Source organism: Serratia sp. GW822-FHT06E05, assembly GCF_058799445.1.
This window is the reverse complement of sequence record NZ_JBXALM010000006.1, coordinates 263,202-288,455: the sequence shown is the minus strand read 5'-3', so window position 1 is coordinate 288,455 and position 25,254 is coordinate 263,202. Positions and strand designations below refer to the sequence as shown.

Annotated in this window: 21 protein-coding genes, 1 tRNA gene and 1 pseudogene; 4 read left to right on the top strand and 19 right to left on the bottom strand. The window is 56.8% G+C overall.

The window, feature by feature from the left end; all coding sequences use genetic code 11:
- Window positions 1-134 precede the first annotated feature (134 nt).
- Window positions 135-872 (bottom strand): SDR family oxidoreductase, encoded by a 738-nt coding sequence (locus AC1RKC_RS16210; RefSeq protein WP_115058470.1) that lies wholly within the window; start codon window positions 870-872, stop codon window positions 135-137.
- Window positions 873-1,541: 669 nt separating this feature from the next.
- On the opposite strand from AC1RKC_RS16210, the gene katG reads away from it, so the two are divergent.
- Window positions 1,542-3,740 (top strand): catalase/peroxidase HPI, encoded by a 2,199-nt coding sequence (katG, locus tag AC1RKC_RS16205; RefSeq protein WP_142814848.1) that lies wholly within the window; start codon window positions 1,542-1,544, stop codon window positions 3,738-3,740.
- Between the two features lie 130 nt (window positions 3,741-3,870).
- On the opposite strand, the gene AC1RKC_RS16200 is transcribed toward katG, so the two are convergent.
- The 4 genes from AC1RKC_RS16200 to AC1RKC_RS16185 all read right to left on the bottom strand — a co-directional run bounded on the left by AC1RKC_RS16200 (window position 3,871) and on the right by AC1RKC_RS16185 (window position 8,978).
- Window positions 3,871-5,292, bottom strand: coding sequence for an MFS transporter (locus AC1RKC_RS16200; RefSeq protein WP_260627945.1), 1,422 nt, complete (start codon window positions 5,290-5,292; stop codon window positions 3,871-3,873).
- A 190-nt stretch (window positions 5,293-5,482) separates the two neighbouring features.
- On the bottom strand, window positions 5,483-6,673 hold the full coding sequence (locus tag AC1RKC_RS16195) for a sugar transporter (RefSeq protein ID WP_044552462.1): 1,191 nt from the start codon (window positions 6,671-6,673) through the stop codon (window positions 5,483-5,485).
- 161 nt (window positions 6,674-6,834) lie between these two features.
- Window positions 6,835-7,776: a sugar phosphate isomerase/epimerase family protein gene (locus tag AC1RKC_RS16190; RefSeq protein WP_261439337.1), complete on the bottom strand. Its 942-nt coding sequence runs from the start codon at window positions 7,774-7,776 to the stop codon at window positions 6,835-6,837.
- A gap of 23 nt (window positions 7,777-7,799) precedes the next feature.
- Window positions 7,800-8,978 carry a Gfo/Idh/MocA family protein gene (locus AC1RKC_RS16185; protein WP_048758603.1) on the bottom strand — a complete coding sequence of 393 codons (1,179 nt, stop codon included), beginning with the start codon at window positions 8,976-8,978 and terminating at the stop codon, window positions 7,800-7,802.
- 321 nt (window positions 8,979-9,299) lie between these two features.
- Between AC1RKC_RS16185 and AC1RKC_RS16180 the strand changes: the two genes are divergently transcribed.
- Both AC1RKC_RS16180 and AC1RKC_RS16175 read left to right on the top strand, forming a co-directional pair.
- Window positions 9,300-10,334: a LacI family DNA-binding transcriptional regulator gene (locus AC1RKC_RS16180; protein WP_115058465.1), complete on the top strand. Its 1,035-nt coding sequence runs from the start codon at window positions 9,300-9,302 to the stop codon at window positions 10,332-10,334.
- 37 nt (window positions 10,335-10,371) lie between these two features.
- On the top strand, window positions 10,372-11,058 hold the full coding sequence (locus AC1RKC_RS16175; protein WP_020827724.1) for an aspartyl/asparaginyl beta-hydroxylase domain-containing protein: 687 nt from the start codon (window positions 10,372-10,374) through the stop codon (window positions 11,056-11,058).
- Here the strand turns inward: AC1RKC_RS16175 and AC1RKC_RS16170 are convergent.
- From AC1RKC_RS16170 to AC1RKC_RS16150, 5 genes are all read right to left on the bottom strand, one after another.
- Complete coding sequence (locus AC1RKC_RS16170) at window positions 11,055-11,771, bottom strand: ABC transporter ATP-binding protein (RefSeq protein ID WP_020827725.1); 717 nt, start codon at window positions 11,769-11,771, stop codon at window positions 11,055-11,057. The genes AC1RKC_RS16175 and AC1RKC_RS16170 overlap by 4 nt on opposite strands.
- On the bottom strand, window positions 11,768-12,643 hold the full coding sequence (locus tag AC1RKC_RS16165) for an ABC transporter ATP-binding protein (RefSeq protein ID WP_044552471.1): 876 nt from the start codon (window positions 12,641-12,643) through the stop codon (window positions 11,768-11,770). Before AC1RKC_RS16165 ends, AC1RKC_RS16170 begins: the two co-directional genes overlap by 4 nt.
- The gene (gene livM / locus AC1RKC_RS16160) at window positions 12,640-13,926 is read right to left on the bottom strand and encodes a high-affinity branched-chain amino acid ABC transporter permease LivM (protein ID WP_115058463.1); all 1,287 of its coding nucleotides are present in this window, start codon (window positions 13,924-13,926) and stop codon (window positions 12,640-12,642) included. Before livM ends, AC1RKC_RS16165 begins: the two co-directional genes overlap by 4 nt.
- 11 nt (window positions 13,927-13,937) lie before the next feature.
- Window positions 13,938-14,852 (bottom strand): ABC transporter permease subunit, encoded by a 915-nt coding sequence (locus tag AC1RKC_RS16155; protein ID WP_493092304.1) that lies wholly within the window; start codon window positions 14,850-14,852, stop codon window positions 13,938-13,940.
- Window positions 14,853-15,082: 230 nt separating this feature from the next.
- Complete coding sequence (locus AC1RKC_RS16150; RefSeq protein ID WP_020827729.1) at window positions 15,083-16,201, bottom strand: branched-chain amino acid ABC transporter substrate-binding protein; 1,119 nt, start codon at window positions 16,199-16,201, stop codon at window positions 15,083-15,085.
- Window positions 16,202-16,692: 491 nt separating this feature from the next.
- Between AC1RKC_RS16150 and AC1RKC_RS16145 the strand changes: the two genes are divergently transcribed.
- Window positions 16,693-16,768, top strand: a tRNA-Asn gene (locus AC1RKC_RS16145).
- A gap of 154 nt (window positions 16,769-16,922) precedes the next feature.
- Here the strand turns inward: AC1RKC_RS16145 and AC1RKC_RS16140 are convergent.
- The 9 genes and pseudogenes from AC1RKC_RS16140 to AC1RKC_RS16100 all read right to left on the bottom strand — a co-directional run.
- Window positions 16,923-17,005 (bottom strand): annotated as a pseudogene (locus tag AC1RKC_RS16140) (type II toxin-antitoxin system PemK/MazF family toxin); the annotation flags it as partial.
- Between the two features lie 139 nt (window positions 17,006-17,144).
- Entirely contained in the window at window positions 17,145-18,071 is a 927-nt protein-coding gene (gene rbsK, locus AC1RKC_RS16135) for a ribokinase (protein WP_046373109.1), read from the bottom strand.
- Window positions 18,068-19,012, bottom strand: coding sequence for an allose kinase (gene alsK / locus AC1RKC_RS16130; protein WP_046373108.1), 945 nt, complete (start codon window positions 19,010-19,012; stop codon window positions 18,068-18,070). Before alsK ends, rbsK begins: the two co-directional genes overlap by 4 nt.
- A 15-nt stretch (window positions 19,013-19,027) precedes the next feature.
- Window positions 19,028-19,708, bottom strand: a complete 681-nt coding sequence (gene alsE / locus AC1RKC_RS16125; RefSeq protein WP_046373107.1) for a D-allulose 6-phosphate 3-epimerase — start codon at window positions 19,706-19,708, stop codon at window positions 19,028-19,030.
- Between the two features lie 32 nt (window positions 19,709-19,740).
- On the bottom strand, window positions 19,741-20,811 hold the full coding sequence (locus tag AC1RKC_RS16120; protein WP_256813489.1) for an ABC transporter permease: 1,071 nt from the start codon (window positions 20,809-20,811) through the stop codon (window positions 19,741-19,743).
- An 11-nt stretch (window positions 20,812-20,822) separates the two neighbouring features.
- Window positions 20,823-21,812, bottom strand: a complete 990-nt coding sequence (locus tag AC1RKC_RS16115) for an ABC transporter permease (protein ID WP_046373105.1) — start codon at window positions 21,810-21,812, stop codon at window positions 20,823-20,825.
- Complete coding sequence (locus tag AC1RKC_RS16110; protein WP_046373104.1) at window positions 21,805-23,337, bottom strand: sugar ABC transporter ATP-binding protein; 1,533 nt, start codon at window positions 23,335-23,337, stop codon at window positions 21,805-21,807. The genes AC1RKC_RS16115 and AC1RKC_RS16110 overlap by 8 nt, the downstream gene beginning before the upstream one ends.
- Before the next feature lie 2 nt (window positions 23,338-23,339).
- On the bottom strand, window positions 23,340-24,326 hold the full coding sequence (locus tag AC1RKC_RS16105; protein ID WP_493092303.1) for a substrate-binding domain-containing protein: 987 nt from the start codon (window positions 24,324-24,326) through the stop codon (window positions 23,340-23,342).
- 18 nt (window positions 24,327-24,344) lie between these two features.
- Window positions 24,345-25,202, bottom strand: coding sequence for a DeoR/GlpR family DNA-binding transcription regulator (locus AC1RKC_RS16100; RefSeq protein WP_129983392.1), 858 nt, complete (start codon window positions 25,200-25,202; stop codon window positions 24,345-24,347).
- Between the last annotated feature and the right edge of the window lie 52 nt (window positions 25,203-25,254).

Genomic DNA, 25,254 nt, shown 5'->3' with positions numbered 1-25,254 from the left:
TTGCTTTTTGCTTTTTGCTTTTTGCTTTTTGCTTTTTGCTTTTTGCTTTTTGCTTTTTGCTTTTTGCTTTTTGCTTTTTGCTTTGAGCGAGGAGTGGACGTTGAGTGCTCTGTTCAACATCGCCAAACTCAGCCTCAAACATTCAGTTTTTCGCGAGTTGGACCTTCAAAGTAGATGCTACTGATATGGCAACTACGCGGTTGAGCCAGCACAAAACGAATTGTTTCCCAGATCGAGCGCCCATTCATTAGACGTTCCCCCATTCTGGGCTGGCTATCGACAAATGTATCTAATCCGGTTAGTTCAAAATCCGGGGGATACAGCCCGGTCACACGTATATTCTCTTCGGACAACTGGTTAGAAAGTTTAGTTGTAAAACCGCTAAGCCCGTGTTTGCTAGCAAAAAAAGCGGGGTGCGCAATTGAATCTGTAAAATGCGGGATCCCACATGAAGATATAATTGAGACGATATCCGCGCTTTCAGAACGTCTTAATCCGGATAGCAAAGCCTGAGTCAGTAGAATTGAACCTGTCAGGCCTGAACTGACGGTATTGATGATTTCTGTATCGGGTTGATCGTCTAACGTGCCTGACAGCCACTGAGCGGCATTGAGAATTAAAATGTCTATGGGCTTGTCGGAAAATAACAGCTGTGAAGAAAACTGAGAAATGGATTCAGGCTGGGTTAAATCACAGATATACCCTTTTGCACTCCCACCTTCAGCCGTGATGATACTGCAAGTTTTTTGAATATCATCAGCACGCCTCGCGGAAAAATGCACCTCGACGCCTTCTCGCGTCAACCACACGCACAGCGCTTGCCCAAATCCCGCGCCTCCACCAGTAATCACAGCTCTTTTACCTCTCAGCATCTCCATCCATCCTTTCATAATGACTATGTGTGGATGTAGATATACATGAGAAGATGGACTGGCATCTTTCAGTTAGTGCCCTTTTTCATGAGAGGCAGGAATAAGCCGCACCGCAATTTGTTTAATCGCGTTCTAGGGGACATGCAACATCCGCTCCTGGCACAAAACAGACCTATCATCTTACCAACCACTACCTCATCGCCATAGTTTGGTTAGAAATTCCTCTATCAGCACACCAACAATTAATTAGCTTATTATTGGATAAGTTATTTTCCCTCATATAAATCATTTTACAAAAACCCACCAAAGAAGCATTAATCAAGAGCTCCCCTTTATTAACGCAATGAACGCAACGCTGCCCTCTTTCCCTTCCTCCTAATAACCCTATCAATAAAATAAAATTCAATAGCCAAAAACTATCACAACATTCAACTATTCCTATTTTATCTATCTGCATCTACTGACTACGCTTAATGCTGAGTGTCGATAGGCTCCCCGCTGCGAGCCTGACGATGAGAGCTCATTTTTTATTTTTGTAAATCAGTTGATTAGATAAATCCTTAGCGCAACACCCGATGTGGGCTTTCGCCCGCGATAGCAAGCTAACGGCTCCCTCAGGCATCAGACATTTCGGGCCTGGCGAGCAACCTACGAAGCAGAGAGCGCAACATGACAACTGAAAGCAAATGCCCCTTTTCGGGCGGCGGTAAACTGAATGCACCGCGCCGCGGCCCTTCGAATCAAGACTGGTGGCCCAACCAACTTAGCCTGAAGCCGCTGCACCAACACTCCCCTCTCTCCAACCCGATGGACCCGGATTTCGACTACGCCAAAGCCTTCAACAGCCTTGATCTGGCGGCGGTGAAACAAGACCTGCACGCCCTGATGACCGACTCGCAGGAGTGGTGGCCGGCAGACTTTGGCCACTATGGCGGCCTGTTCATCCGCATGGCCTGGCACAGCGCCGGGACCTACCGCATCGGCGACGGTCGCGGCGGTGCGGGTGAAGGTCAGCAGCGTTTTGCGCCGCTCAACAGTTGGCCCGACAACGTCAGCCTCGATAAGGCCCGCCGCCTGCTGTGGCCGATTAAGCAAAAATATGGCCGTAAAATTTCCTGGGCCGACCTGATTATCCTGACCGGCAACGTGGCGCTTGAATCCATGGGCTTTAAAACCTTTGGCTACGCGGGCGGCCGCGCCGACACCTGGGAACCGGATGATGTTTACTGGGGCTCGGAAAAGATCTGGCTGGAACTGAGCGGCGGTCAGAACAGCCGCTACTCGGGCGATCGCGACCTTGAGGACCCATTGGCCGCAGTGCAAATGGGCCTGATCTACGTCAACCCGGAAGGCCCGGACGGCAACCCCGATCCGGTCGCTGCGGCGCGCGACATCCGCGAAACCTTCGCCCGCATGGCGATGAACGACGAAGAAACCGTGGCGCTGATTGCCGGCGGCCACACCTTCGGCAAGACCCACGGCGCGGGCCCGGCGTCGCACGTCGGTGACGATCCTGAAAGCGCAGGCCTTGAGCTGCAGGGCCTCGGCTGGCATAGCAGCTTCGGTACCGGCAAGGGTAAAGACGCCATCACCAGCGGTTTGGAAGTCACCTGGACCACCACCCCAACCCAGTGGAACCACGACTTCTTCCGGCACCTGTTCGAATACGAGTGGGAGCTGACGCAAAGCCCGGCCGGTGCACACCAGTGGGTGGCCAAAGACGTCGGCGAAACCATTCCCGATGCCTTTGATCCCAACAAAAAGCAGCGCCCGACCATGCTGACGACTGACCTGTCGCTGCGTTTTGATCCGGCCTATGAAAAGATCTCACGCCGTTTCTATGAACATCCCGATCAGCTTGCCGACGCCTTCGCTCGCGCCTGGTACAAACTGACCCACCGCGATATGGGGCCGCGCGCTCGCTATCTCGGCCCGGAAGTGCCGGCCGAAGAGCTGATTTGGCAGGATCCGATCCCGGCGGTCGATCATCAGTTGATCAACGATCAGGATATTGCCGATCTTAAAACCCGGATCCTGGCCTCGGGCCTGCCGGTATCAGTGCTGGTTTCCACCGCCTGGGCATCCGCCTCCAGCTTCCGCGGTTCCGACAAACGCGGCGGCGCCAACGGGGCGCGTATTCGTCTAGCGCCACAAAAGGATTGGGCGGTGAACGAGCCTGCTCAGTTGGCACAAACCCTGGCCACGTTGGAAGGTATTCAGCAGGCCTTTAACCAGGCGCAGTCAGGTAATAAACGCGTCTCGCTGGCGGATGTGATCGTGCTGGCCGGTGCGGCCGGCATCGAAAAGGCGGCGATCAGCGCCGGGCACCCGGTGAGCGTTCCCTTCACGCCGGGCCGCATGGACGCAACGCAGGAGCAGACCGACGTCGAATCCTTCGAAGCGATGGAACCGGTGGCCGATGGCTTCCGCAACTACCTGAAGCAGCAATTCAGCGTGCCGGCCGAGGCGCTGTTGGTCGATAAAGCGCAGCTGTTGACGCTGACCGCACCGGAAATGACGGTATTGGTGGGCGGGTTACGGGTGCTGAACGCCAACGTCGGTCAAAGCCAGCACGGCGTGTTGACCCAACGCCCACAGGCGCTGACCAACGACTTCTTCGTCAATTTGCTGGATATGGGCACCACCTGGAAGGCGGCCAACGAAGACGGCGTGTTTGAAGGGCGCGACAGCCAAACGGGTGCGCTCAAATGGACGGCGACGCGTGCCGATCTGATCTTCGGTTCGCACTCTCAGCTGCGGGCGTTGTCGGAAGTTTACGGCAGCGCAGACGCCCAGGGCAGCTTCGTACGCGACTTTGTCGCCGCCTGGACTAAGGTGATGAACCTCGATCGTTTTGATCTCGCCTAAGAGACGTAACGGGCGCAGCATGCAGCGCCCCTACGCCAAACACCAGTGAAGGCTTTGTCAGTAGCCTGAAAGCCCGCTTAGGTCAGCTTAAGCGGGCTTTTTATTTCACAGGATCTCGCGCGAGTAGTACTCAAATATTTTCCAGATCGATACCGCGCGTTTTCGGGCCAAACACGCCGATCACCACCATCACCATCAGCATGCTGGCCACGATAAACGCGATAACCCCCACCGAGCCGCCGTATTGCAGAATGATACCGATGATCAGGCTGCTGAATACCGTCGACAATCGGCTGAACGAATAGCAAAAGCCGACAGCGCGGGCGCGTATGTAGGTCGGGAACACTTCCGATTGATAAGAATGGTAGCTGTAGGTCAGCCAGGCATTGGACCAGGTGATGAAGAAACCGCAAAGGATCAGCCAGACGGGGTTGTTTTGCAGGGCAAACAGCGAGCCGAAGATCACCGTCACCAGGCAGGAAAGTACAATCTGCCACTTGTTTTCCATCTTGTCGGCATAGCGGCTGCACAGCAGCGATCCCAACGGGTAAGCCAGAGTAATAAAGAAGGCATACAGCAAGCTGTGGGTGATGGAGGCTCCCTTTCCGGCCAGCAAAGCGGGCAGCCAGTTGCCAAAGCCAAAGAATCCGATGGCCTGGAAGAAATTCATCACCACCAGCATCAGGGTACGACTGCAGTAACGCGGCGACCAAATATCCTTAAAGCTCCCCTGCGCTGGCATTTCGCTGTGTGCTTGCGCGTCATGCGCGGGGAAATCCGCCGTATGGGTGACGCCGCAGCGTCGTTCCATCGCCTGCATCACCTGCCGGACCTCCGGGTAGCGCCGCTGCTGTGCCAGCCAGCGCGGCGATTCCGGCAGGCCTTTACGCACCAGCCAGATCACCAGCGAAGCCACCGCACCGGCGATCACCACGTAACGCCAGCCGCTCAGGCCCAGGATGGTTTGCGGCACCAGCCACCACGACATTAACGCCACCGTCGGCACCGAGAGAAACTGAATGAAGAAGGAAAAGGCAAACGCCCGGGTGCGCAGATGTGCGGGCACCCATTCGGTCAGGTAAGTATCGATCGTCACCAGCTCAATACCCAAGCCGACACCGACCAAAAAGCGCAGGAAGATCACCCATTCGGCCTGATGCTGAAAAGCCAGACACAGCGAAAAGATGCCATACCAGGCCAGGGCAAACATAAAGGTGGTGCGGCGGCCAAAGCGGTCGGCATAGGGGCTGAGCAGGCTGGCGCCGATAAACAGGCCAAGGAAGGTGGCGGAGGCGAATGCCGCCTGGTCGGAGACACCGAACACGCCCTTCGCTCCGGTATGGAAGATGCCTTCGGCGATTAAGCCGGTGCTGATGTATCCGGTCTGGAACAGGTCGTAGAGTTCAAAAAAGCCGCCTAACGCCAGCAAGGCAATAAACCGCCACAGCCCGGCAGAGGTGGGCAATGCATCTATTCTTGCCGACAGATCCCGTTCATGGATCGGCGACTGGGCCGCCCCCACGCTTCCCGCAACCAAAGACTCACTCACCATTAACCTCGCCATAACATAATCGATAGTTTTCTATGCTATCGGCTCGGCGTCGGAGTTAAATATTTAATTAGCAGACTATGAAAAAATTTTAAGCATAAAAAACTGCAGCAATCTGTTTTGCTGAGAGAAAATTCAACCGGAGTAGCAATGCACGACAGCGAACTGATGGCCCGCTGTCGTGCGGTGGGGCTTAGCGGATGTGGTGGTGTTGCAGGCGTTCGCTGCGGTAAAAGTTCAGCACACACCAGCCGAGGGCGATCAGCGCCAGCGGTGCAGCGACAAAACCGATGTTGCCCATGCCCAGATGCCGGCTGACCTGGTTACCCAGCAGCGCGCCGCCGCCGATACCAAAGTTGTACAGCCCGGAGTAGATCGACATCGCCACGTCGGTGGCGTCCGGCGCCAGGTTTAACACCTTGGCCTGCATCGACAGGCCAATCGCCATAATGGCCATGCCCCACACCGCAAACAGCAGCGTCAGGTGATTTTCATTGCCGGAGGCCGGCAACAGCAGCAGCAGACTCAGCATCAACAGCGCGATGGCGCCGATGAAAAAGCCCGACGGAAAACGTTCGCTGAAGCGGCTAAACAGCAGGCTGCCAATGATACCGGCGGCGCCGAACAGCAACAGCATCAGGGTGGTGAAGTTTTCCGACAGCCCGGCCACGGTCTGAATAAAGGGTTCGATATAGCTGTAGGCGGTGAAATTCGCCGTCACCACGATGATGGTCAGCATATACAGGCTGACCAGCGCCGGACGCTTAAACAGCATCGGCACGCTGGACAGTGAACCGGAATGCTCGCTTTTCAGCACCGGCAGCAGACGCCACAGCAGCACCAGCGCCAGAGTGGCGCAAACCGCGATGCCGATAAAGGTCATGCGCCAACCGAGGATCTGACCAATCACGCGACCCAGCGGCAGGCCGAGCACCATGGCCAGCGCGGTACCGCCGGCCAGCAGGCTCAGCGCCTGCGCCTTTTTGCCCGCCGGGGCGACCCGGATCGCCAGCGAGGCGGTAATCGACCAGAATACCGCGTGGGCCAGCGCCACACCGGCACGGGAAATCACCAGCGTGGTGAAGTTCCAGGCCACGGCGGTCAGCACATGGCTGGCGATAAACAGTATGAACACCCCGATCAGCAGCTTGCGCCGTTCAATTTTGCTGGTGAGCAGCATACACACCAGAGAGGCGGAGGCGACAATCCAGGCGTAAATAGTGATGATCAAACCCACTTGCTCGGTTTGCATTGAGAAACTTTTGGCGATGTCGCTCAGCAACCCCACCGGAATAAATTCGGTGGTATTGAAGATAAAGGCCGAGACGGCAAGGATGACCACGCGCAACCAGGCGGTTGAGCGAGATACCTGGGTTTGTTCCATGTTAAACGAGATCCGGACAGGTGCGGGAAGTAGCGATATTTTAACCAACTGGCGGGGTAAATGCGATATAGATCACACTTTTATTGGCCTGTTTTTTTCGACAGTCTTTTGCCGCGCAAAGGCCTGCAAACCTGCAGGCCTTTGGCAGAAATAAACAGGCGTTATTGGCTGATGCAGCGTTGTAACGCCTCAACCGAGGTATTAATACCGGCATCGACCGACATGGTCAGATCTTCCATCTCCAGCGAGACCCAGTCGTTGTAACCCATCATGCGTACCACCGAGAAGAATTCCTTCCACCACTGCAAATCCTGCCCGCACCCAACGGCCACATAGTTCCAGGCACGTTGTGCAACCTGTTCCACCGGCCGGGTTTCCAGCAGCCCGTTGACCGCCACTATCCCCCTTTCCAGCCGCACATCTTTGCCGTGCACGTGGTGGATCGCGTTCCCCAGACGCCGTACGACGGCAATCGGATCGGCCCCCATCCAGATCAGATGGCTGGGATCGAGGTTCAAGCCCACCATCGGCCCCACCGCGTCGCGCAGCCTGAACAGCGTGTCCGGGTTCCACACCAGCATCGAGCTGAAATTTTCCAGCGCGAACTTCTCTATGCCGAACGCCTGCGCCTTATCCACCAGCTTCTGCCAATACGGGATCGCCACCTCGTTCCACTGGTAGTCCAGGCAGTTTTTCAGCGTCGGCGGCCAACTGACGGTATAGGTGATCCAGTTAGGGATGCTGTCGCCGGGCGCCGCAGGCGGCAATCCGCTCATCATGACGATTTTTTTCACCCCCAGGCCGGCGGCCAGAGCCAGCGTGTTGTCGGTATCATGGCGGTGTTTTTCGCCCAGCACGCCTGGCTCTAGCGGATTACCGGAAACGTTCAGCGCCGCAATTTTCATGCCGCGGCTTTCCAGCGCTGCCATCAGCCGCCGCCGCTTGCCCGCGTCCTGTAACAGCGCCACGGTGTCCAGATGCGGTGCCGAAGACCAGCCGCCGGTGGTCATTTCCACGCCAAACACCCCCAGTTCGCCCAGGCGATCCAGCATGGCTTCAAACGGCAGGTGGCCCAGGCTATCGGTACAAAAAGAAAGTTTCATGCTCTTGCTCCGGGTAAATAGGTTTATTCAAAGGCCACCCAACGGGCGCCCTGGTTGGCGGAACGCACGCAGTTTTCAATCCAGCGTACGCCCTCGATCCCGGCGTCGATATCCGGATACACCAGCTGCGCCAGCGCCTGCCGATCGCCGCGGCGGGTGGCGTCGATAGCCAGAGCAAATTTCAGGTAGATGTTGGCCCAGGATTCGGTCAGGCCTTCGGTATGCAAAGCCCCCAGCCGTTCCCAGGCGTTGCAGGTATCGTCCAGATATGCCATGCCGCGATACAGCGTCTGGTTTGGCTGCCCCTGCACCTCGTAGCGCAGCTCGCTGGGGTTGATGTCGCTCCACTCCAGGCTGGCCTTCGACCCCACGATGCGAATGCGCTGGCTGCTCATCGCGCCGGCATTCACCGATGAAGCCCACATCCGCCCTACCGCGCCGCTTTCATAGCGCATCATCACCAGCGCGTTGTCTTCCAGCGGTGCTCGTGAGGGAATAAAACTTTGCCGATCGCAGAGCAGCTCGCGGATCTGCATCTGCGGCATGACCAATTGGGAGAGGTAGTAGGTGTGGGTGGAAATATCCCCCAGCACAAAGCTCGGGCCGGATATCTTGGGGTCAATGCGCCATTTCTGCGCTTCGCTGAGGCGATCCACTTCGTCCGTGGCATTAAAACCGTGGGTATATTGCAGATCCACCATCCGTACTTCGCCAATCTGGCCGTTGGCGATCATCGCGCGCATTTGCAGCAGCAGCGGATGGCCGGAGAAACCGTAAGTCACGCCGACGATCAGGTTTTTTTCCGCCGCCAGCGCTTTAATCTCATAGGCTTCCTGGCTGGTGAAAAACAGCGGTTTCTCGCAGATGACGTGCAACCCGGCCTGCAGCGCCGCACGGGTAATTTCGTAATGCGTACCGTTCGGCGTCGCTACCGACACCACTTCAATGCCGTCCTCACGCAGCGCCTCTTGAGCGAACAACGTACGGTAATCTTCATAGCAGCGTTCGGCCGCTACCCCCAGGTTCACGCCAAACTCGCGGCCGCGATCCGGCACGATATCAAACGCGCCGGCCACCAGCTCAAAAGCGGTATTATCCCGTAGCGCCCCGCAGCGATGCTTGTAGCCCACCTGCCCCAACCGCCCGCCGCCGACCATTGCCCAGCGCAGAGGGCGCGCCGTTTTTCTTTCGCCATTTAGCATAGTTGCTCCCGAAACCTTGGATTTCATCGTTTTCGCCGTATTGCACCCGGGTGCAAATTTTAACTGCACCCGGGTGCAAAATTAGGTAGCAACTTGACCGCTCAACAAATGCCACTTGCGATGGACTATTGGAGAGGGTTAAAAATAAGTCAAATGCGCCATAATAAATCTGCCGATCAGGATCACAAAATACCGCTAAAAAGATCCGCTGCGTTGTGCCGATGGCCCGCAGGATCCTCGCGCCGGCGTCGGCAACTCCCGCATTCGACCACGCTGTGCTAATCTGTTGAACCCATACCGTTTTTTCATCACGAGCGAAAGATGATGGCGAAGAAACCCGGCTCCACCCAAGCGCCCGCAGCACGCAAGGCGACGGCCAGCGATGTGGCCGCCCGCGCCGGCGTGTCTAAATGGACGGTATCGCGTGCCTTTACCGACGGCGCGTCGATCTCACCGCAGGCCATGCAACGGGTTCAAACCGCAGCGCGTGAATTGGGTTATCGCCCTAACCTGCTGGCGCGCAGCCTGTCGAAAAAGAGTACCCGCATCATCGGGCTGGTGGCGGACGAACTGAAAAACCCGCATATCTTTACGCTGCTGGATGAAGTGACCCGGCAGTTGCAAAGCCGCGGTTATATGGCATTGCTGCTCAATATCACCTCTGAGCACGATTACGAGTCGGTGCTGACGCTGGCGGACCAAATGCAGGTGGACGGGCTGCTGTTCCTCGGCACGCTGCTCAATGACCGGCTGATCAGCCTGGCGCAGGACATTCACCGTATTCCGCTGGTAGTGCTGTATCGCTACAGTGAAAGCCCCTATATCCAGGTGCTGGCGACCCACGGTTATCAGGCTGGGTTCGATATCGGCGAGTTGCTGCTCCAGCAAGATTACCCGCGTATGGGCTATCTGGCGGGACCAATCAGCGAATCTACCCAGTTGCGCCGCCTGGACGGTTTCCGTGCCGCGCTGGCGCAACAGCAGCGTGAGGTCAACCTGGTGCTGCAGGCTCCGCACTACCAGCGTCTTTGCGGGATGGAGGCCTTTTCGACCTACCTGGCCGCCACCCCGGCAGAGCAACGGATAGACGCCATTTTTTGCGAGAACGACATTCTGGCGGTCGGCGTTATCGATGCCATACGCGCCACGCCGGGCTGTGCGCCGATTGCCGTGGTGGGCTTTGACGACATTGAGCTGGCGGCCTCCCCCAGCTACCAGCTAACCACTTACCGCCAGCCGATGCAGCAGCTGATAGCCGATGGCATTCACTGCCTGACGCAGGCCTTCGAACCCGGCGGACAACGGCTGTATACCGGCGAATTGATCGTCCGGCAATCACATCTAAAACAACCCTAAGACGGCGAGAAATCGGCTCACTGCTATTGAGGTCACTATGTCAGCTATCTACGATTGGTCTGTGCTTGCTCTTCGCCGTATTTACGATCGCCGCATCAGCAGTTCACCGGTCCTCGACAGCAACCGGCTGTTTCCCGACGCCCAACGCTTTACCGCTCACTGGCAGCAGATACGCGAGGAAGCGCTGACCGTAGCGCAAGATCTGCGTAATATCCCACGTTTTCACGAGATCATGAGCGAACAGGCGTCGATCTCCGCCAACGACGCTCGCGACTGGCGGATGTTTATCATGCAGGCCTATGGGCAGCCGATAGCGCGCAACCTCGCCCGTTGCCCGCAGCTTGCACAATTGATCGCCTCTTCCCCGGATGTGCTTTCAGCCTCATTGTCGTTCCTGGCACCCGGCAAACAGGTGCCCGCGCACCGTGGCCCATTCCGCGGCATTCTGCGCGGCTATCTGGTGTTGTCGATGCCCAAACGCGCCGACGGTGAACCCGCTGCGGTGTTGAAAGTCGACGGGCGGGAGTACCGGCTGAACGAGGGGGAATTTATGCTGTGGGACGACACCTTCGAACACGAAGTGTGGAACGACAGCGACCAGGTGCGCACCGTGTTGTTGCTGGATATCCGCCGCCGCGATTTGCCACGCGGCCTGCGGATCTTGTCCAGTGGCATCATCGCTCTGGTACGGCTGAACGTGCGTGTGATCCAGCGCCAGTTTTAAGCGCCGCCCAGATAAGCCTTCCTCACCTCCTGATTGCTTAACAGCTCCGCGCCGCTGCCGGTCAGCCGGATTTGCCCGTTGACCATCACATAACCGCGATCGGACAGCTTGAGCGCATGGTTGGCGTTCTGCTCCACCAGGAACAGCGTCATGCCGCCACGGGTCAATTCGCGCAGAATGCTGAAGATCTGTTTGACGATAATCGGTGCCAGCCCCAGGCTCGGCTCATCCAACAGCAGCAGCTTCGGACGGCTCATCAAGGCTCGGGCAATCGCCAGCATCTGCTGTTCGCCGCCGGACATGGTCATCGCCCGCTGGTTGCGCCGCTCCTTCAGGCGTGGAAACAGCTCGAACATGCGCTGCAGGTCTTCATCCACATAGCGATTGCCGACAGTGATGGTGCCCATCAGCAGGTTTTCCTCCACGCTCATGTCCGGAAAGATCCGTCGCCCCTCCGGCGCCTGGGCGATACCGCTGCTGGCAACATAATGGGTAGAACGCTGGCTGATATCCTCTCCGCGAAACAGGATCTGCCCGCCGCTGATGCGCGGTTGGCCGAAGATCGACATCAGCAGCGTGGACTTGCCCGCGCCGTTGGCGCCAATCAGCGCTACCGTTTCCCCTTCATTGACCTGTAACGAGACCTGCTGCAACGCCTGGATCGGGCCGTAAAACACGTCCACATTGCGAAATTCCAACATCACATTGCTCATCCCGCCAGCTCCTCTTCATCCGCGCCAAGGTAAGCGGCGATCACCGTGTCGTTATGCTGTATTTCTTTCGGCGTGCCTTCGGCGATCACATCGCCATGGTCCAGCACAATCACCCGATCGGAAATTTCCATCACCATGCCCATATCGTGCTCGATCAGCAGCACCGTGATGCCGTGGTGCTGACGCAGGAAACGGATAATGCGGCTCAGGGTCGCCGTCTCCACCGGGTTCAGCCCGGCGGCGGGTTCGTCAAGGCAGATCATCTCCGGCGTGGTGCACATCGCCCGGGCGATCTCCAGCCGCCGCTGCTGGCCGTACGACATCTCCCCCGCCAGCCGGTTGGCGCAGTCCACCAGCTCCACCACTTCCAGCCAGTAAAAAGCGCGATCCAGCGCCTGGCTTTCCGCCCGGCGATAGCCCGGCGTATTGAGCACCCCGGCGACCAGATTACGGTTGCTGAGCATGTGCTGCGCCACCAGCAGATTCTCCACCACCGACATTTCGCGGAACAAACGGATGTTCTGGAAGGTGCGTGCCAGCCCGGCGCGATTGACCAGATGGGTCCCGCCGAACATTTTGTAGTACAGGCGCGATCCCAACCGCTTCGGGTTTACCCAGTCGCCGGCGCGAAACTTCTGCCCCAGCACCTGGATCACGTCGGTTGGCCGTTTGTGGGTGTTAAGCAGGATGGCGCCGCCGGTGGCGCGGTAAAAGCCGGTCAGGCAGTTGAACACCGTGGTTTTGCCGGCGCCGTTGGGGCCGATCAACGCGGTGATCGAGCCGCGTTCGACCGCCAGATTCACGTCGTTGAGCGCCTTGATGCCGCCAAAATGCATCATCAGATGCTCAACCTGCAAGATTGCGTCGCTCATGGCGCCACCCCCTTGCGCGGCGCAAAGCTGGTTCGGCTGATCCGCACCAGCCCACGCGGTCGCCAAATCATCATCGCCACCATCAGCACGCCAAACAACAGCACGCGGTACTCGGCGAAGCTGCGCAACAGTTCCGGTGCCACCGTGAGCACGAACGCCGCCAGCACCACGCCGATGGTCGATCCCATCCCGCCCAGCACCACGATCGCCAGGATCAACGCCGATTCGAAGAAGGTAAACGAGGTGGGGTTGACGAACCCCTGATAAGTGGCGAAAAACACCCCGGCCAGCCCGGCGGTGGACGCGCCCATCATAAAGGCCGACAGCTTGACCAACACGTGGTTTAAGCCGAGCGAACGACAGGCGATTTCATCCTCGCGCAGGGCTTCCCAGGCGCGGCCGATCGGCATGCGCGTCAACCGGTGCTTGATGTACAGCACCAGCAGCACCACCAGGAACAGCACCGCATAGATAAAGATAAATTTCAGGTTAGGGTTATAAGTGATGCCGAGGAATTCATGAATCGGCACGCCGCCGTCCTTCGCGCGTCGGCCAAACTCCAGGCCAAAAATCGTCGGCGCCGGGACCGAGACGCCATTCGGCCCGCCGGTCAGCGACATCCAGTTGTTCAGCACCAGCCGGATGATCTCGCCAAACCCCAGCGTGACGATCGCCAGATAGTCACCGTGCATACGCAACACCGGGAACCCCAGCAGCGCGCCGGCCAGCGCCGCCATCAGCGCCCCCAATGGCAACATCGCCCAGAACCCGAGGCCGAGATACTGGTAGCCAAGCGCCAGCCCATAGGCGCCAATGGCGTAGAACGCCACGTAGCCCAGATCGAGCAGCCCGGCGAGCCCGACAACGATGTTCAAGCCCAGCCCGAGCAGCACGTAAATCAGCCCCAGTATCGCCACCGTCAGCAGGTATTTGGTGGCGACAAACGGAAACAGCAGCGCGATGACCGCCATTAACGGAATAATCCAGCGCAGGCTGGTCTTGGCGCCGATCGGCCGGACATACACCCCGTCGTTACCGCCGTCAAAGCGCGTCAGCAATTTACGGCCCGGTGTGGTTTGCAGAAACAGGCTCAGTAACAGCCGCCCGGCCATCACCACCGCGATAATCCACACCAGACGGTGCGGCTCGAAGTTAAAGCTGTAACCGTTCAGAACGATGCCGACGATCGGCCCAAACACGATCAGGGCAATCAGCCCGGCCAATACGGCGTCCAGCAGGCTGCGCTTAACGTTCAGCCCTGGGTGAACCTCAGAGTGCGACATAAGTTTTCCCCTCAAACCTTAGCGACCATTGGCCGTCCGAGCAGGCCCTGAGGGCGGAAAATCAGGATCACCACCAGCAAACCGAAGGAGAACACGTCTTTGTAATCCGAGTTCACCATGCCGGCGAACTGCGCCTCCGCCACGCCCAGCAGCAGGCCGCCCAGCATCGCGCCGGGTAACGACCCTATTCCGCCCAATACCGCGGCGGTAAAGGCTTTGATGCCGATGATAAAGCCGACGTAGAAATCGAAGGTGCCGTAGTTCATGGTGATCAACACCCCCGCCAGGCCGGCCATGGCGGCGCCGATCACGAACACCAGGGAAATGACCCTATCGGTGTTGATGCCGAGAATTGACGCCATTTTGCGGTCTTGCTGAGTGGCGCGACAAATGCGCCCCAGCCGGGTGTGTTGAATGATGTAAGTGAGGATCGCCATGCCCAGCAGCGACGCGAACAGGATAAACACCTTGGTGTAGGTGATTTGAATCACCCCGCCGTCAAAGTTGAGGCGGAACACTCCATCCAGCAGGGTTGGGATCCCTTGCTGGCGTGGTCCCTGGCTGATTTGCGCGTAGTTTTGCAGGATCAGCGACATGCCGATTGCGGAGATCAAGGGGGCTAAACGGGTAGAGTTGCGCAAGGGTTTGTAGGCGATACGTTCGATCACCCAGCCATACACGCCGGTGATCACGATGGTAAGCACCAGCGTACCGAGGATCAGCAGCGGGAACGACTGCAGGCCGAAGAACGACAGCAGCGCCAGCCCGATGGCGCACAGGTAGGCGGAGATCATATACACCTCGCCGTGGGCGAAGTTGATCATGCCGATAATGCCGTAAACCATGGTGTAGCCGATGGCGATCAGGCCATAAACTGCGCCGAGCGTCAGGCCGTTGATCAATTGTTGCAGAAAGAAAACGTCCATAATGAGCAGTCTCGCCTGGTGGGACCGCAAGCGAAAGCAGGCGCGGCCCAAGGGAAGAATCGGCGCGGATCCGCAGCACATGCGGATCCGCTTGCAGGTTAATCCTCAATGGATTTCAAACTGCAGCCAGGCGGCAAGTACGTGAATCCCCAGGAGCTTAGGTCCACTAAGTGACTGGGGCGAACGTAGGCAGCCAACAACGCTGCGGCTTGAAAGACGCCGAGGATTGTTTAGAGTTGGTGATATTTGCCCTTGTCGTCCCACTGATAGACCACGTAATCCGATACCTTCAGGTCACCTTTCTTATCCCAGGCCTTTTTGCCCATCACGGTATCCACATCATGAGATTTCAGCCATTCGCTGGCCTTGGCGCTGTCTTTGCCGCCGGTGGCGTTAAAGGCCGCGGCGATCGCCTGAATAGAGGCGTAGGAGTAGAGGGTGTAACCTTCCGGCTCGAAACCGCTGGCGCGGAATTTGGCGATCACCGCCTTGCCTTCCGGGATTTGGCGCGGGTCGTTACCGAAGGTCATCAGCACGCCGTTGGTGTACTGCGGCCCGCCGGCAGCGGTCACCAGCTCTTCGGTCACGATACAGTCGCCGGAGAAGAACTTGGCGGTGACGCCCTGCTCACGCATCTGGCGCACCAATGGTCCGGCTTCTGGGTGGCAGCCGCCGAAATAGACCACGTCGGGTTTGACCGAGGCAATTTTGGTCACCAGCGCGTTAAAGTCTTTTTCACCGCGCGACAACCCTTCATACAGCACCTCTTTCACGCCGCGCTTGTTCATTTCCGCCCTGGCGGCATCCGCTAGCCCCTGGCCGTAGGTGTCCTTGTCGTGGATCACCGCGATACGCTTGGCCTTCAGGGTATTCAGCATGTAATTGGTGGCGATCACCCCTTGCTGATCGTCACGGCCGCACATGCGGAACATGTTGGTCATGCCGCGCTCGGTGATTTGCGGGTTGGTAGAGCCAGGGGTGATGGCGATAATACCGGCTTCGTCATACACCTCGGAGGCCGGCATGGTGGAGGATGAGCAGAAGTGTCCCACCACCGCAGCGACCTTGTCCTGATCGACCAGGCGGTTGGCGACCGAAACCGCCTGTTTGGGTTCACAGGCGTCATCCCCCTGCACCAGCTTAATTTTTTCCCCTTTAATCCCGCCGGCGGCGTTGATATCCGCAGCCGCCTGCGAGGCACCACGCCAGTACTGATCGCCATAGGTCGCATTCGGCCCGGAGAACGGCCCGGCGACGCCGATAACGATATCGGCCTGAGCATAAAAAGCAGAACCTAAACAACCGATAAGCAGAGCAGCGAGCGGACTTTTAATCAATTTCGATGACATTGTTGTATTCCTCAGCACTGTTTTAGCGAAACGCCCAGAGGCGTGGAGCAGTCACTTTATGTGTAGACGGGGAAAATAATTTGCGCGAGAGCGCAGTCGCATTACCCGAATTTAAGCAAGCAAAAATCCAGCCATTGTGACGGCCAATACATATTTTCTGTTTATTCATCCTACATATCAGAGGGAAAACACGGGGCAATCACTGCCGTCAGGTGGCTCTGTGGGGGGCTCTGGCGGCAATTGTGCGAAAAAACTTCTCGGCGATGTTGGCCACATGCAAATCAACCGCGAGATCCTTCGCACCGTAAATGTGCAAAGGCCGGTGCAACATCACGCCAGGGGTTTTACAGTGATAATCAGAGCTGACAGGGGGGGATAAATGCCGAAAAACAACGCAACATGTTCATTCTGACAGCAAACGCACTTTTTTCGCAGTTTAGTGCTTTGACAAAGCCGCACCACCCCGCTATTATTCGCCCCGTTCACACGATTCCTCTGTAGTTCAGTCGGTAGAACGGCGGACTGTTAATCCGTATGTCACTGGTTCGAGTCCAGTCAGAGGAGCCATATTAAAGACGCCCGCTTAAGGAAACTTAAGCGGGCGTTTTGCTTTCAGGCATTCTGATACTGTGAATTACATAAGCTGTAGGCCCAATCAGCGCTGCGCCATCAGATAATCATACGGAACTTACGCCGGACATTTATCAGTCGTACCCTCGCATCAGCTCAGAATGGCTTCCAGTCTGGCCAGCACTTCATTCACAACAGCGTCAGGTATAGTTCCAGTCGCTTACCGCTCCGGGCTCACATGGCTAGTGAAAATGCCCTTTTACCAACAACAAAAGCAGCAACTTCTTGCCACGATAATATTCCAGCCTTCCCTCGTTGTGAGCAGAAAGTATAAGGCAAAGCTGACTGAAACCCTCTGCGAGAAGGCGTTAAACTACCTTCTCCCCATTCTTTCCTTAGCCTCTTCATAGTTCGGCATTGAAGCTGCTGCGCCTGCGCGTTCGACGCATATGGACGCATAGGCGGAGGCAAACTGCGCGGCCTCTGAAAGGGTGAGGCCAGCAGCAAGCTGTGAGGCCAGTGCACCGTTGAAGGCGTCACCTGCGCCGGTGGTATCGACCGGCGCGGCCGGGCAGGCGGCGATCAGTTGCGTTTCCCCCTTCACCGAAAGCAGCGAACCCCGAGTGCCGAGGGTAATTATCAGCGCCTGAATTCCTTTGGCATGCAGCACATGAGCAGCACGCTGGGCGGAGGGAATGTCATGGACTTCAATACCACTTAGCAGCGTGCATTCGGTGGCGTTTGGCGTAAGCAAATCTACCTGTTTCAGTAAACGATCGGAAACCGGCTGGTACGGTGCAGGATTGAGAATAATGTAGGTTCCATTATCTTTCGCAATAGCGATCAGTTTTTCGATTGCCGGCAGGTTATTTTCCAACTGGGTCAGCAGAATATCTGCTGCCGCCACCGCAGGACGGCACTGTTCGACTTCTTCGTCGGTAACCGTCAGGTTCGCGCCGGGATCTACCGCAATCATGTTTTCAGCCTCGGCCCCGGCGACATAAATCAACGCATTGCCAGTAGGGCATTCACTGGTGGAAAACAATGTGACGGCATCAAAACCAGCGCTCTCGAGGTGCCGGCGGGCAAACATGCCGAAATCATCGCGGCCGACTTTGCCGATGTAATGCACTCGCGCACCAGCTCGCAGGGCAGCTACGGCCTGGTTCGCTCCTTTGCCGCCCGCACCCATCATGCTGTTGCGGGCAATCAGGGATTCTCCCGGTTGGGGGAAACGAGCCATGCCTGCGACAATATCGAGGTTGAAAGAACCAAATACGCACACCTTGCCTTTGTTCATGCCTCTCTCCTGAAGGAAAATGTTCCGCCGGCCAAGGCTGGCTGCGGCGGAAAAATGCGCTGTGCGGCTAAACACGCGCCACGACACCCGGTCTCGTCGGTGACGGCGCTGAAATGGATTGTCAGGCTGGCAGCCGGAAACGGACTGCGTAAATGGCTGCGTAACTGCTGTTCGAGTTCGGCCAGCGGGAAGTTCTCCATCGCCAGCACGCCGCCGCCCAACACTAAATACTCGGGATCAAGAATGTTCATTTCGCTGGCCACGGTGCGCGCCAGTCGTGCTACAAATTCGATTAAATCGACGTGCCCGGCATGATGTACAAACAGTTCGGCGAACGGCGTCTGTGGCGCGTGTTGCCGCGCCCAGCCGGTCAGCCAGTTACCCGAAGTCACCGTCTCGACGCAGCCGGCTTTACCGCACGGACAGAGCAGCGGATTTCCCGCCAGAGGAATGTGCCCGATCTCGCCTGCACCGCCGTGCGCGCCGTGGTAAAAATCGCCGTTGATCCACAAACTGTTGCCCATCCCGGTGCCAAGATAAAGCCCGACGGCGATATCCGGCAGCGCACTCTGCTGCGTTAAATCCCACCACATCAGATGGTTAACGTCTTTATCCATCGCTACCGGTAGATGCAAACGTGCTGAAAGCAGTGCCGCCACCGGCTGGTTATCCAGCGCGGAGATAAACGGCAGCGACAATACGATCTGGCGGTCACGCGAAAGTATGCCCGGCATTCCGAGCATCACCTGCGACACCTGATGATGCGGATCTTGCTCCTGCAAATATGCCGTGATCAGGTTTTTCAGCCCCTGTAACGGATCAGACTGTCCCGCCCAACTTTGTGTCGGGGTTTTGTGATAACCGCGAAAATTGCGCTGGCTGTCCATCAGCATTAAACGGGTATTGGTGCCCCCAACATCGACTCCAAGAAAGTGCGGCATACGACTCTCCTGCCCTCAGGCTGCGTGACGCGCCTGACGCATCTGATCAAGCATTTTGTCCCAGGCAACATCCAGATCGCTGTCCAGCGTGAACAGGCCGGAACTGCCGACGATCAGTACTTCCGCGCCAGCACCCATCAGATCCTGATAGGTACGCAGGTTGCAGGAGCCGTCGATTTCGATCAGATAACGGTAGCCTTTTTGCTGTTTGAGGTCTCGCAGCTGAGCGATTTTCCCAAGCATTTCAGGAATGAACGGCTGACCGGCATAGCCCGGGTCCACGGTCATCACGGTAATTTTATCCAGCAGATGAATATAGTGCTGGATGTACTCCACCGGCGTCGCAGGGTTGAGCACTACGCCGACTTTTTTCCCCAGCGAGCGGATCTGATTAATGATGCGAAACGCGTCGCGGTTAATGGTTTCGGCGTGAGGGCAGATAAAATCAGCACCGGCTTTGGCAATCGGCTCGATAAAGTCCGCCGGATTTTCCACCATCATATGCACGTCCAGAACAAGCGGTGTGTACGGACGGATCTGCTCGATAAAGAACGGCGACAGCGTAATATTTTTAACGTAATGGCCGTCCATGATGTCGATGTGCAGCATGTCCGCGCGGCGATTCAACACTTCGAGTTGCTGTTTAATGTCGATCAGGCTCATGCACATCAGCGACGGAGAAATTTTGTATTCCATGATGTTTTCCTAAGTCAGAAGCAATTTTCAAATTAAGATTGAGCCGCACGCGCTTTGGCGGCGCTCATTCTCCCCGCCCTTTTTTGCAGATAACGGCTGCGGAAGAATTTCACCGCCAGTACCACAATCAATACCGCACCCCACATCGCCAGGCTGAAATGCGGGCTGACGTTCATCAGGTTCAGGCCGGTGGAAATCACTTGAAGGACAATCAGTGAGAGCACCACGCCTGCCACTTTACCGAAACCACCGTTCGGATCGGTACCGCCGAGAATGATGGCAAGAACCGTCAGCAGCAGATACGAATCACCGTAACCCATGCGTGCCGAGTTGAAGCGCGCCATCATAATCAGCCCGGCAATCACGCATAGCATGCTGGAAATCACGTAGATGGCGATCAGTACGCGGTGCGTATTGACACCGCTGAAATGAGTAGCGTTGATGTTGCTGCCGCTCATGTAGACGTATTTACCGAGACGGGTGCGCTCTAATAACACCGCAACCAGGACCGCAGTCAGCAAGAAGATAATCAGCGGGACGGGCACACCGAGCAGGGTTTCCGCACCGATAAAGCGCACGATATCCGGCATACCGCTGATAGCCGCGCCGCGTGAAAGGTAAATGCCGACTCCGTTCACCATGGTCATGGTTGCCAGAGTCACCAGAATCGGATGCGCGCCGACATACGCCACCAGCGCACCGGTCAGCATGCCAATTACCAGCGCCAGGATCATTGCGCCGACCAGCGCCAGTGTCAGCCAGACCGCTTGCATCATCATTCCGGCATCAGGTGGCAGACAGGTGAGAAACACCCACGCCATCAGCAGACTGGTCAGGTTAGCGGTAGCGATAATGCACAAGTTCAGTCCGCCGCTGAGAATGGGAATAAACATCGCCAGCGTAAGCAAACCCAACTCCGGCAACTGGAAGGCCACGCTCATAAAGGTAGAATCATTGAAGAAACGCCCCGGCATCGCCAGGCTGAAGCCGGTAATCACCACCAGCAATAACAGCGATAATCCGAACGTGGTGTTGTCAATTTTCAACCGCTGCCGATTATCTGTTTTGGCTTTAAAACTGATATTTTTACTTTTCTCGAACATAGCGGTTTTCCTCAGGCGAAGCCGACTTCGGTTTCTTTGCGTTTCTTATAATGGGTGACGGTAATGGCGACGACGATCACCGCACCGATGACGATGTTCATGAAGTAACTGGAAACGCCGATCAGGTTGAGGCCGTTTTTCATCACGCCAATCAGGAACACGCCCATCAGTGTGCCGACCACGCTGCCTTTGCCACCGTTGAGACTGGCGCCGCCGAGCACCGCGGCCGCCAGTACATCCAGCTCGCCGCCGACCAGCGCATTCGGCACCACTTCACCGACGCGATACACCTGCACCAACCCGCCAATCGCCGCCATCGCGCCGAGATATCCGTAGGCAAACAGATGCAGCAGCCCGACGCGGATACCGATACGTCGCGCGGATTCCTGATCACCTCCGACGGCAAACAGCTGGCGTCCGAGATGGGTTTTGTTGAGCAGGATCCAGCTCAGTCCGGCGACCGCCAGCATGACCACCACTGGCAAACCAATCTGGTAATGCTGCTCGCCGACGCTGAACGGCAGCACGCGAATCGGCGTCGTCAGCCAGTCCGGCAGGTCGTATAAACTGGTGCCGTTGGTCAGCCACATCAGCATGCCAAACAGCAGTGATTGCATACTGATGGTGACGATGATCGACACGATGCGCAGGCAGTAGATCAGAATCGCGTTGATCATCCCTAGCACCGTGCCGATGGCGACCGCCAATAAAATGCTGCCGGTCGGGCTGCTCAGGCCGTAGTGGATCGCCAGCGTAGCGATGAGGTACTGCACGACAGAAGCCACAGCGGCGAACGAAATATCGATACCGCCGGTGACCAGCACCATAAACAGGCCGAGGGCGAAGATGCCGCTGACCGCGTAGCTTTCGGTCAGATCCAGCAAGTTCTGCAAGGTCAGAAACTGGTTGGTGAGTAAGGAAAAGGTGACGATCACCACTAGCAATACCCAGGCTAAATAGCCTTCGTTGCTGGACGGGCGTAACCGGCTGAGCTTAAGCATTGACCGCCTCCGCAAGTTGTTGCTGGGTGATCGCGCCCGGCAGATATTCGCCGACCACCGTGCCGTCACTGAAATGCAGCACGCGATCGCAGTTGAAATAGACTTCCGGCACTTCGTCGGAAATCAGCAGGATGGAAATCCCCTCTTCTGCCATCTGTTGGATCAGCTGATAAATACTGGCTTTCGCACCGACATCGACGCCAACCGTCGGCGAATCGAGGATCAGGATTTTCGGCTGCGTTAGTACCCATTTCGCGAGCACGATCTTTTGCTGATTGCCACCGGAAAGCGTGGAAATCGCCTGGTCCGGATTGGCGACTTTTACGCCGAGTTTTTCGATCCACTGATGGATAATTTTATTTTTGCGGTATTCGTCGATCAGGTGAAAACGATTACGCAACTGATCCATGATCGCCAGCACAGTGTTGTCACCGACCGACTGTTGCTGAACCAGACCAAGCGTCAGGCGATCTTCCGAGACGTAACCGACGCCGGATTTGATCGCGTCTTCGTGGCTGCGAAAGCGCACCGGTTTACTGTCGAGGTAGATTTTTCCGCTGTCCGGTTTGGTCATGCCAAACAGGCTGAGCGCCAGTTCAGTACGACCGCTACCGAGCAATCCGCAGAGCCCCAGCACTTCTCCGGCGTGCAGTTTAAAACTGACGTCGTGATACTGGCCCGCACGGGTGAGTTTGTCGGTTTCCAGCATGATGCGTTCGTCATTCATGTTGGCGGCTTTCAGGCGGTAATCGAGTTTCAGCCCGGTCATCAGTTCGGTCAGGTATTCGCTGCTGACTTCAGACGCCGGGAACGTGCCGACTTTTTTGCCGTCGCGTATAACCGTCACGCTGTCGGAAATCTCCAGCACCTCATCGAGGCGATGGCTGACGAACACCACGCTGATGCCTTTGCTTTTCAGATAGTGCACGGTGCGCAGCAGCTGATTCACTTCGGTGCGGGTCAGCGAGGCGGTCGGCTCATCCATAATCACTAAGCGCGCATCGGCCACCAACGCCCGGCAAATCGCCACCTGCTGACGCTGGGCAATCGGCAACGCCGAGACTTTGCTGTCGAGATCCAGCGTGTAATTCAGTTCAGTCAGAATGCGCTGCGCGGTTTCCCGCAGACGTGACGGGCGGTACCAGCCCATCAACCCCTGTAAGTTGTGGTCGAAGGCGATATTCTCGAACACGCTGAGGTTCGGGAACAGCGACAGGTCCTGATAAATCACCTGCACACCAAACTGCCGTGCCTGATCCGGTGACAGCTTGCCGAAACTCTGGCTGCCCTGCGACGGCGAGCTGAGCGTGATCTGGCAACCGTTGTCCGGCTGATAAACCCCCGAGATCACTTTGATCAACGTACTTTTCCCGCAGCCGTTGGTGCCCGCCAGGCAGTGAACTTCGCCCTGCATCAGCCGCAGGGAAATGTCGTTAAGCGCACGCTGTCCACCAAAGGTCACCGACAGGTTTTGCACATCAATCAGCGGCGCGTTATCTGTTTGAACGATCTCGGAGATTGCCATGATTACAGCCCCATTTTGACCAGTTTCGGCAGGTTGGCTTTATCCAGACTTTCGGTTTCGTTGCCCAGAATAGTGCGGGTTGCTTCATCCACTTTCACTTTGCCCATACCTTCAATGGTCATGCCGTCGGTAATTTTCTCACCTTTCTCCAGTTTCTCGGCGATGCGCACGAAGACTTCTCCAGCCACCATCGGATTCCAAATAAAACCCCCTTTGATCGCCCCGGCTTTGACCAGACTTGCGCCCTGACCCGGACTGAACGGCCCGAAGACGCAGACGTCGTCAGTTTTGCCACGGTTAAGCACTGCGCGGCCAGCGCCAATCGGCCCCTGAGAACCGATCGCCAGAATACCTTTCAGGTTAGCGTCTTTGGACATCAGGTCGTTGGTGGTGCGGATGCTGTCATCGAGTGACTCACCCACGCCAAATTTATCGCCGACCAGATGCATATCCGGGTAGTGCTCTTTCTGATAATTGATGGCGGCATCGGCCCATTTCTGATGCAGCGGAACGGTCAAACTGCCGACGTACACCGCGTAATCGCCCTTCTCTTTCATGCACTGCGCCAGCGCGACCATATGATTGATACCGTGCTGGGTGGCATCGACCATTTCGAAATCCCAGTCGGCATATTTTTGATCCGGCGATTCATGCACGATGATTTTTATCCCTGCATCGTGGGCACGTTTCAGTACTGGCTCCAGCACGCGGGCGTCGTTAGGTACCACACCGATCACATCCACTTTTTGCGCGATCAGATCTTCAATCGCACGCACCTGCAATGCCGGATCCGCGCTGGTCGGCCCGACCTGCCACGCGTCGATCCCACGTTTGGCCGCTTCACTTTTGATCCCGGCTTCCATCGCGTTGAACCAGGCGTTACCGCCGACTTTCACCACCACGCCCATGCGGATTTTGTCGGCGGCGTGTGCCGACAGGGACAACATGGCTGTCGCGAACAGGCAGGCAAGAACGGATTTCGTGATCATGTTTACTCTCCTGGGAGGTCAGTTATGTGCCGCAGCTAACGGGCCGTTGCGGCTGTTTTTAGTTTTTTTCTGTAGGGGTGATGGCGAAACTTCAATAACGTTAACGTTGCTCCAGGCCAGTTCCTGGCGGAATTCTTCATCTTCCAGATGGTCTGTTATAAGTGTGTCGATTTCCCGGTAGTGGCAGATCCGCGCAAAAGAGCGGCGGCCGAATTTGCTGGAGTCAGCCAACAAAATTTTGTGCTCGGAGGAAAGCAGCATTTGCTGTTTCAGCCGTGCGTGATGTTCGTTGCTTTCACGGATACCGCCTTCGTGACAGATGCCGTGACAGGAGAAAAACAGTTTGTTGATAACGAACTCTTTCAGCATTTGCTCGGCCAGCACGCCAACGAAATCTTCATATTTCGCCGAGTATTCGCCGCCCAGCCCGATGACGCGTACATTGGCCTTCACTGCCAACGTCTGAATGATGTGCACCGAGTTGGTCAGCACCACCAACTGAATGTCGGGCAACTGGCGGGCCAGAAACCAACTGCTGGAACTGCTGTCGAGCAGCAGGCAATCACCGGTATTAATGAGCTGCAATGCCCGTTTGGCGATGCGAGTTTTGCTGTCCGGCGACTGATTACTGCGATCGCGAAACGATTCCCCCTGTTCAATCTGCGACGGTACATACGTTTTTTCTGCCGTCGAATGTTCCATAAACACCGCACCGCCATGGCTGCGTAATAGCACGCCGCGCTTTTCCAGCAGCGCCAAATCCCGCCGCGCCGTTTCCAGCGAGATACGGCATAACTGCGCCACTTCCTGTACCAGGATGCGTCCGCGCTGGCTGAGAATTTCGGTGATATAACGATGTCGCTCTATTGGCAGCATGTGGTGATTCCTCTTTCCCGATGTCAAATAGGATACGCAGCCGGACGTTCAC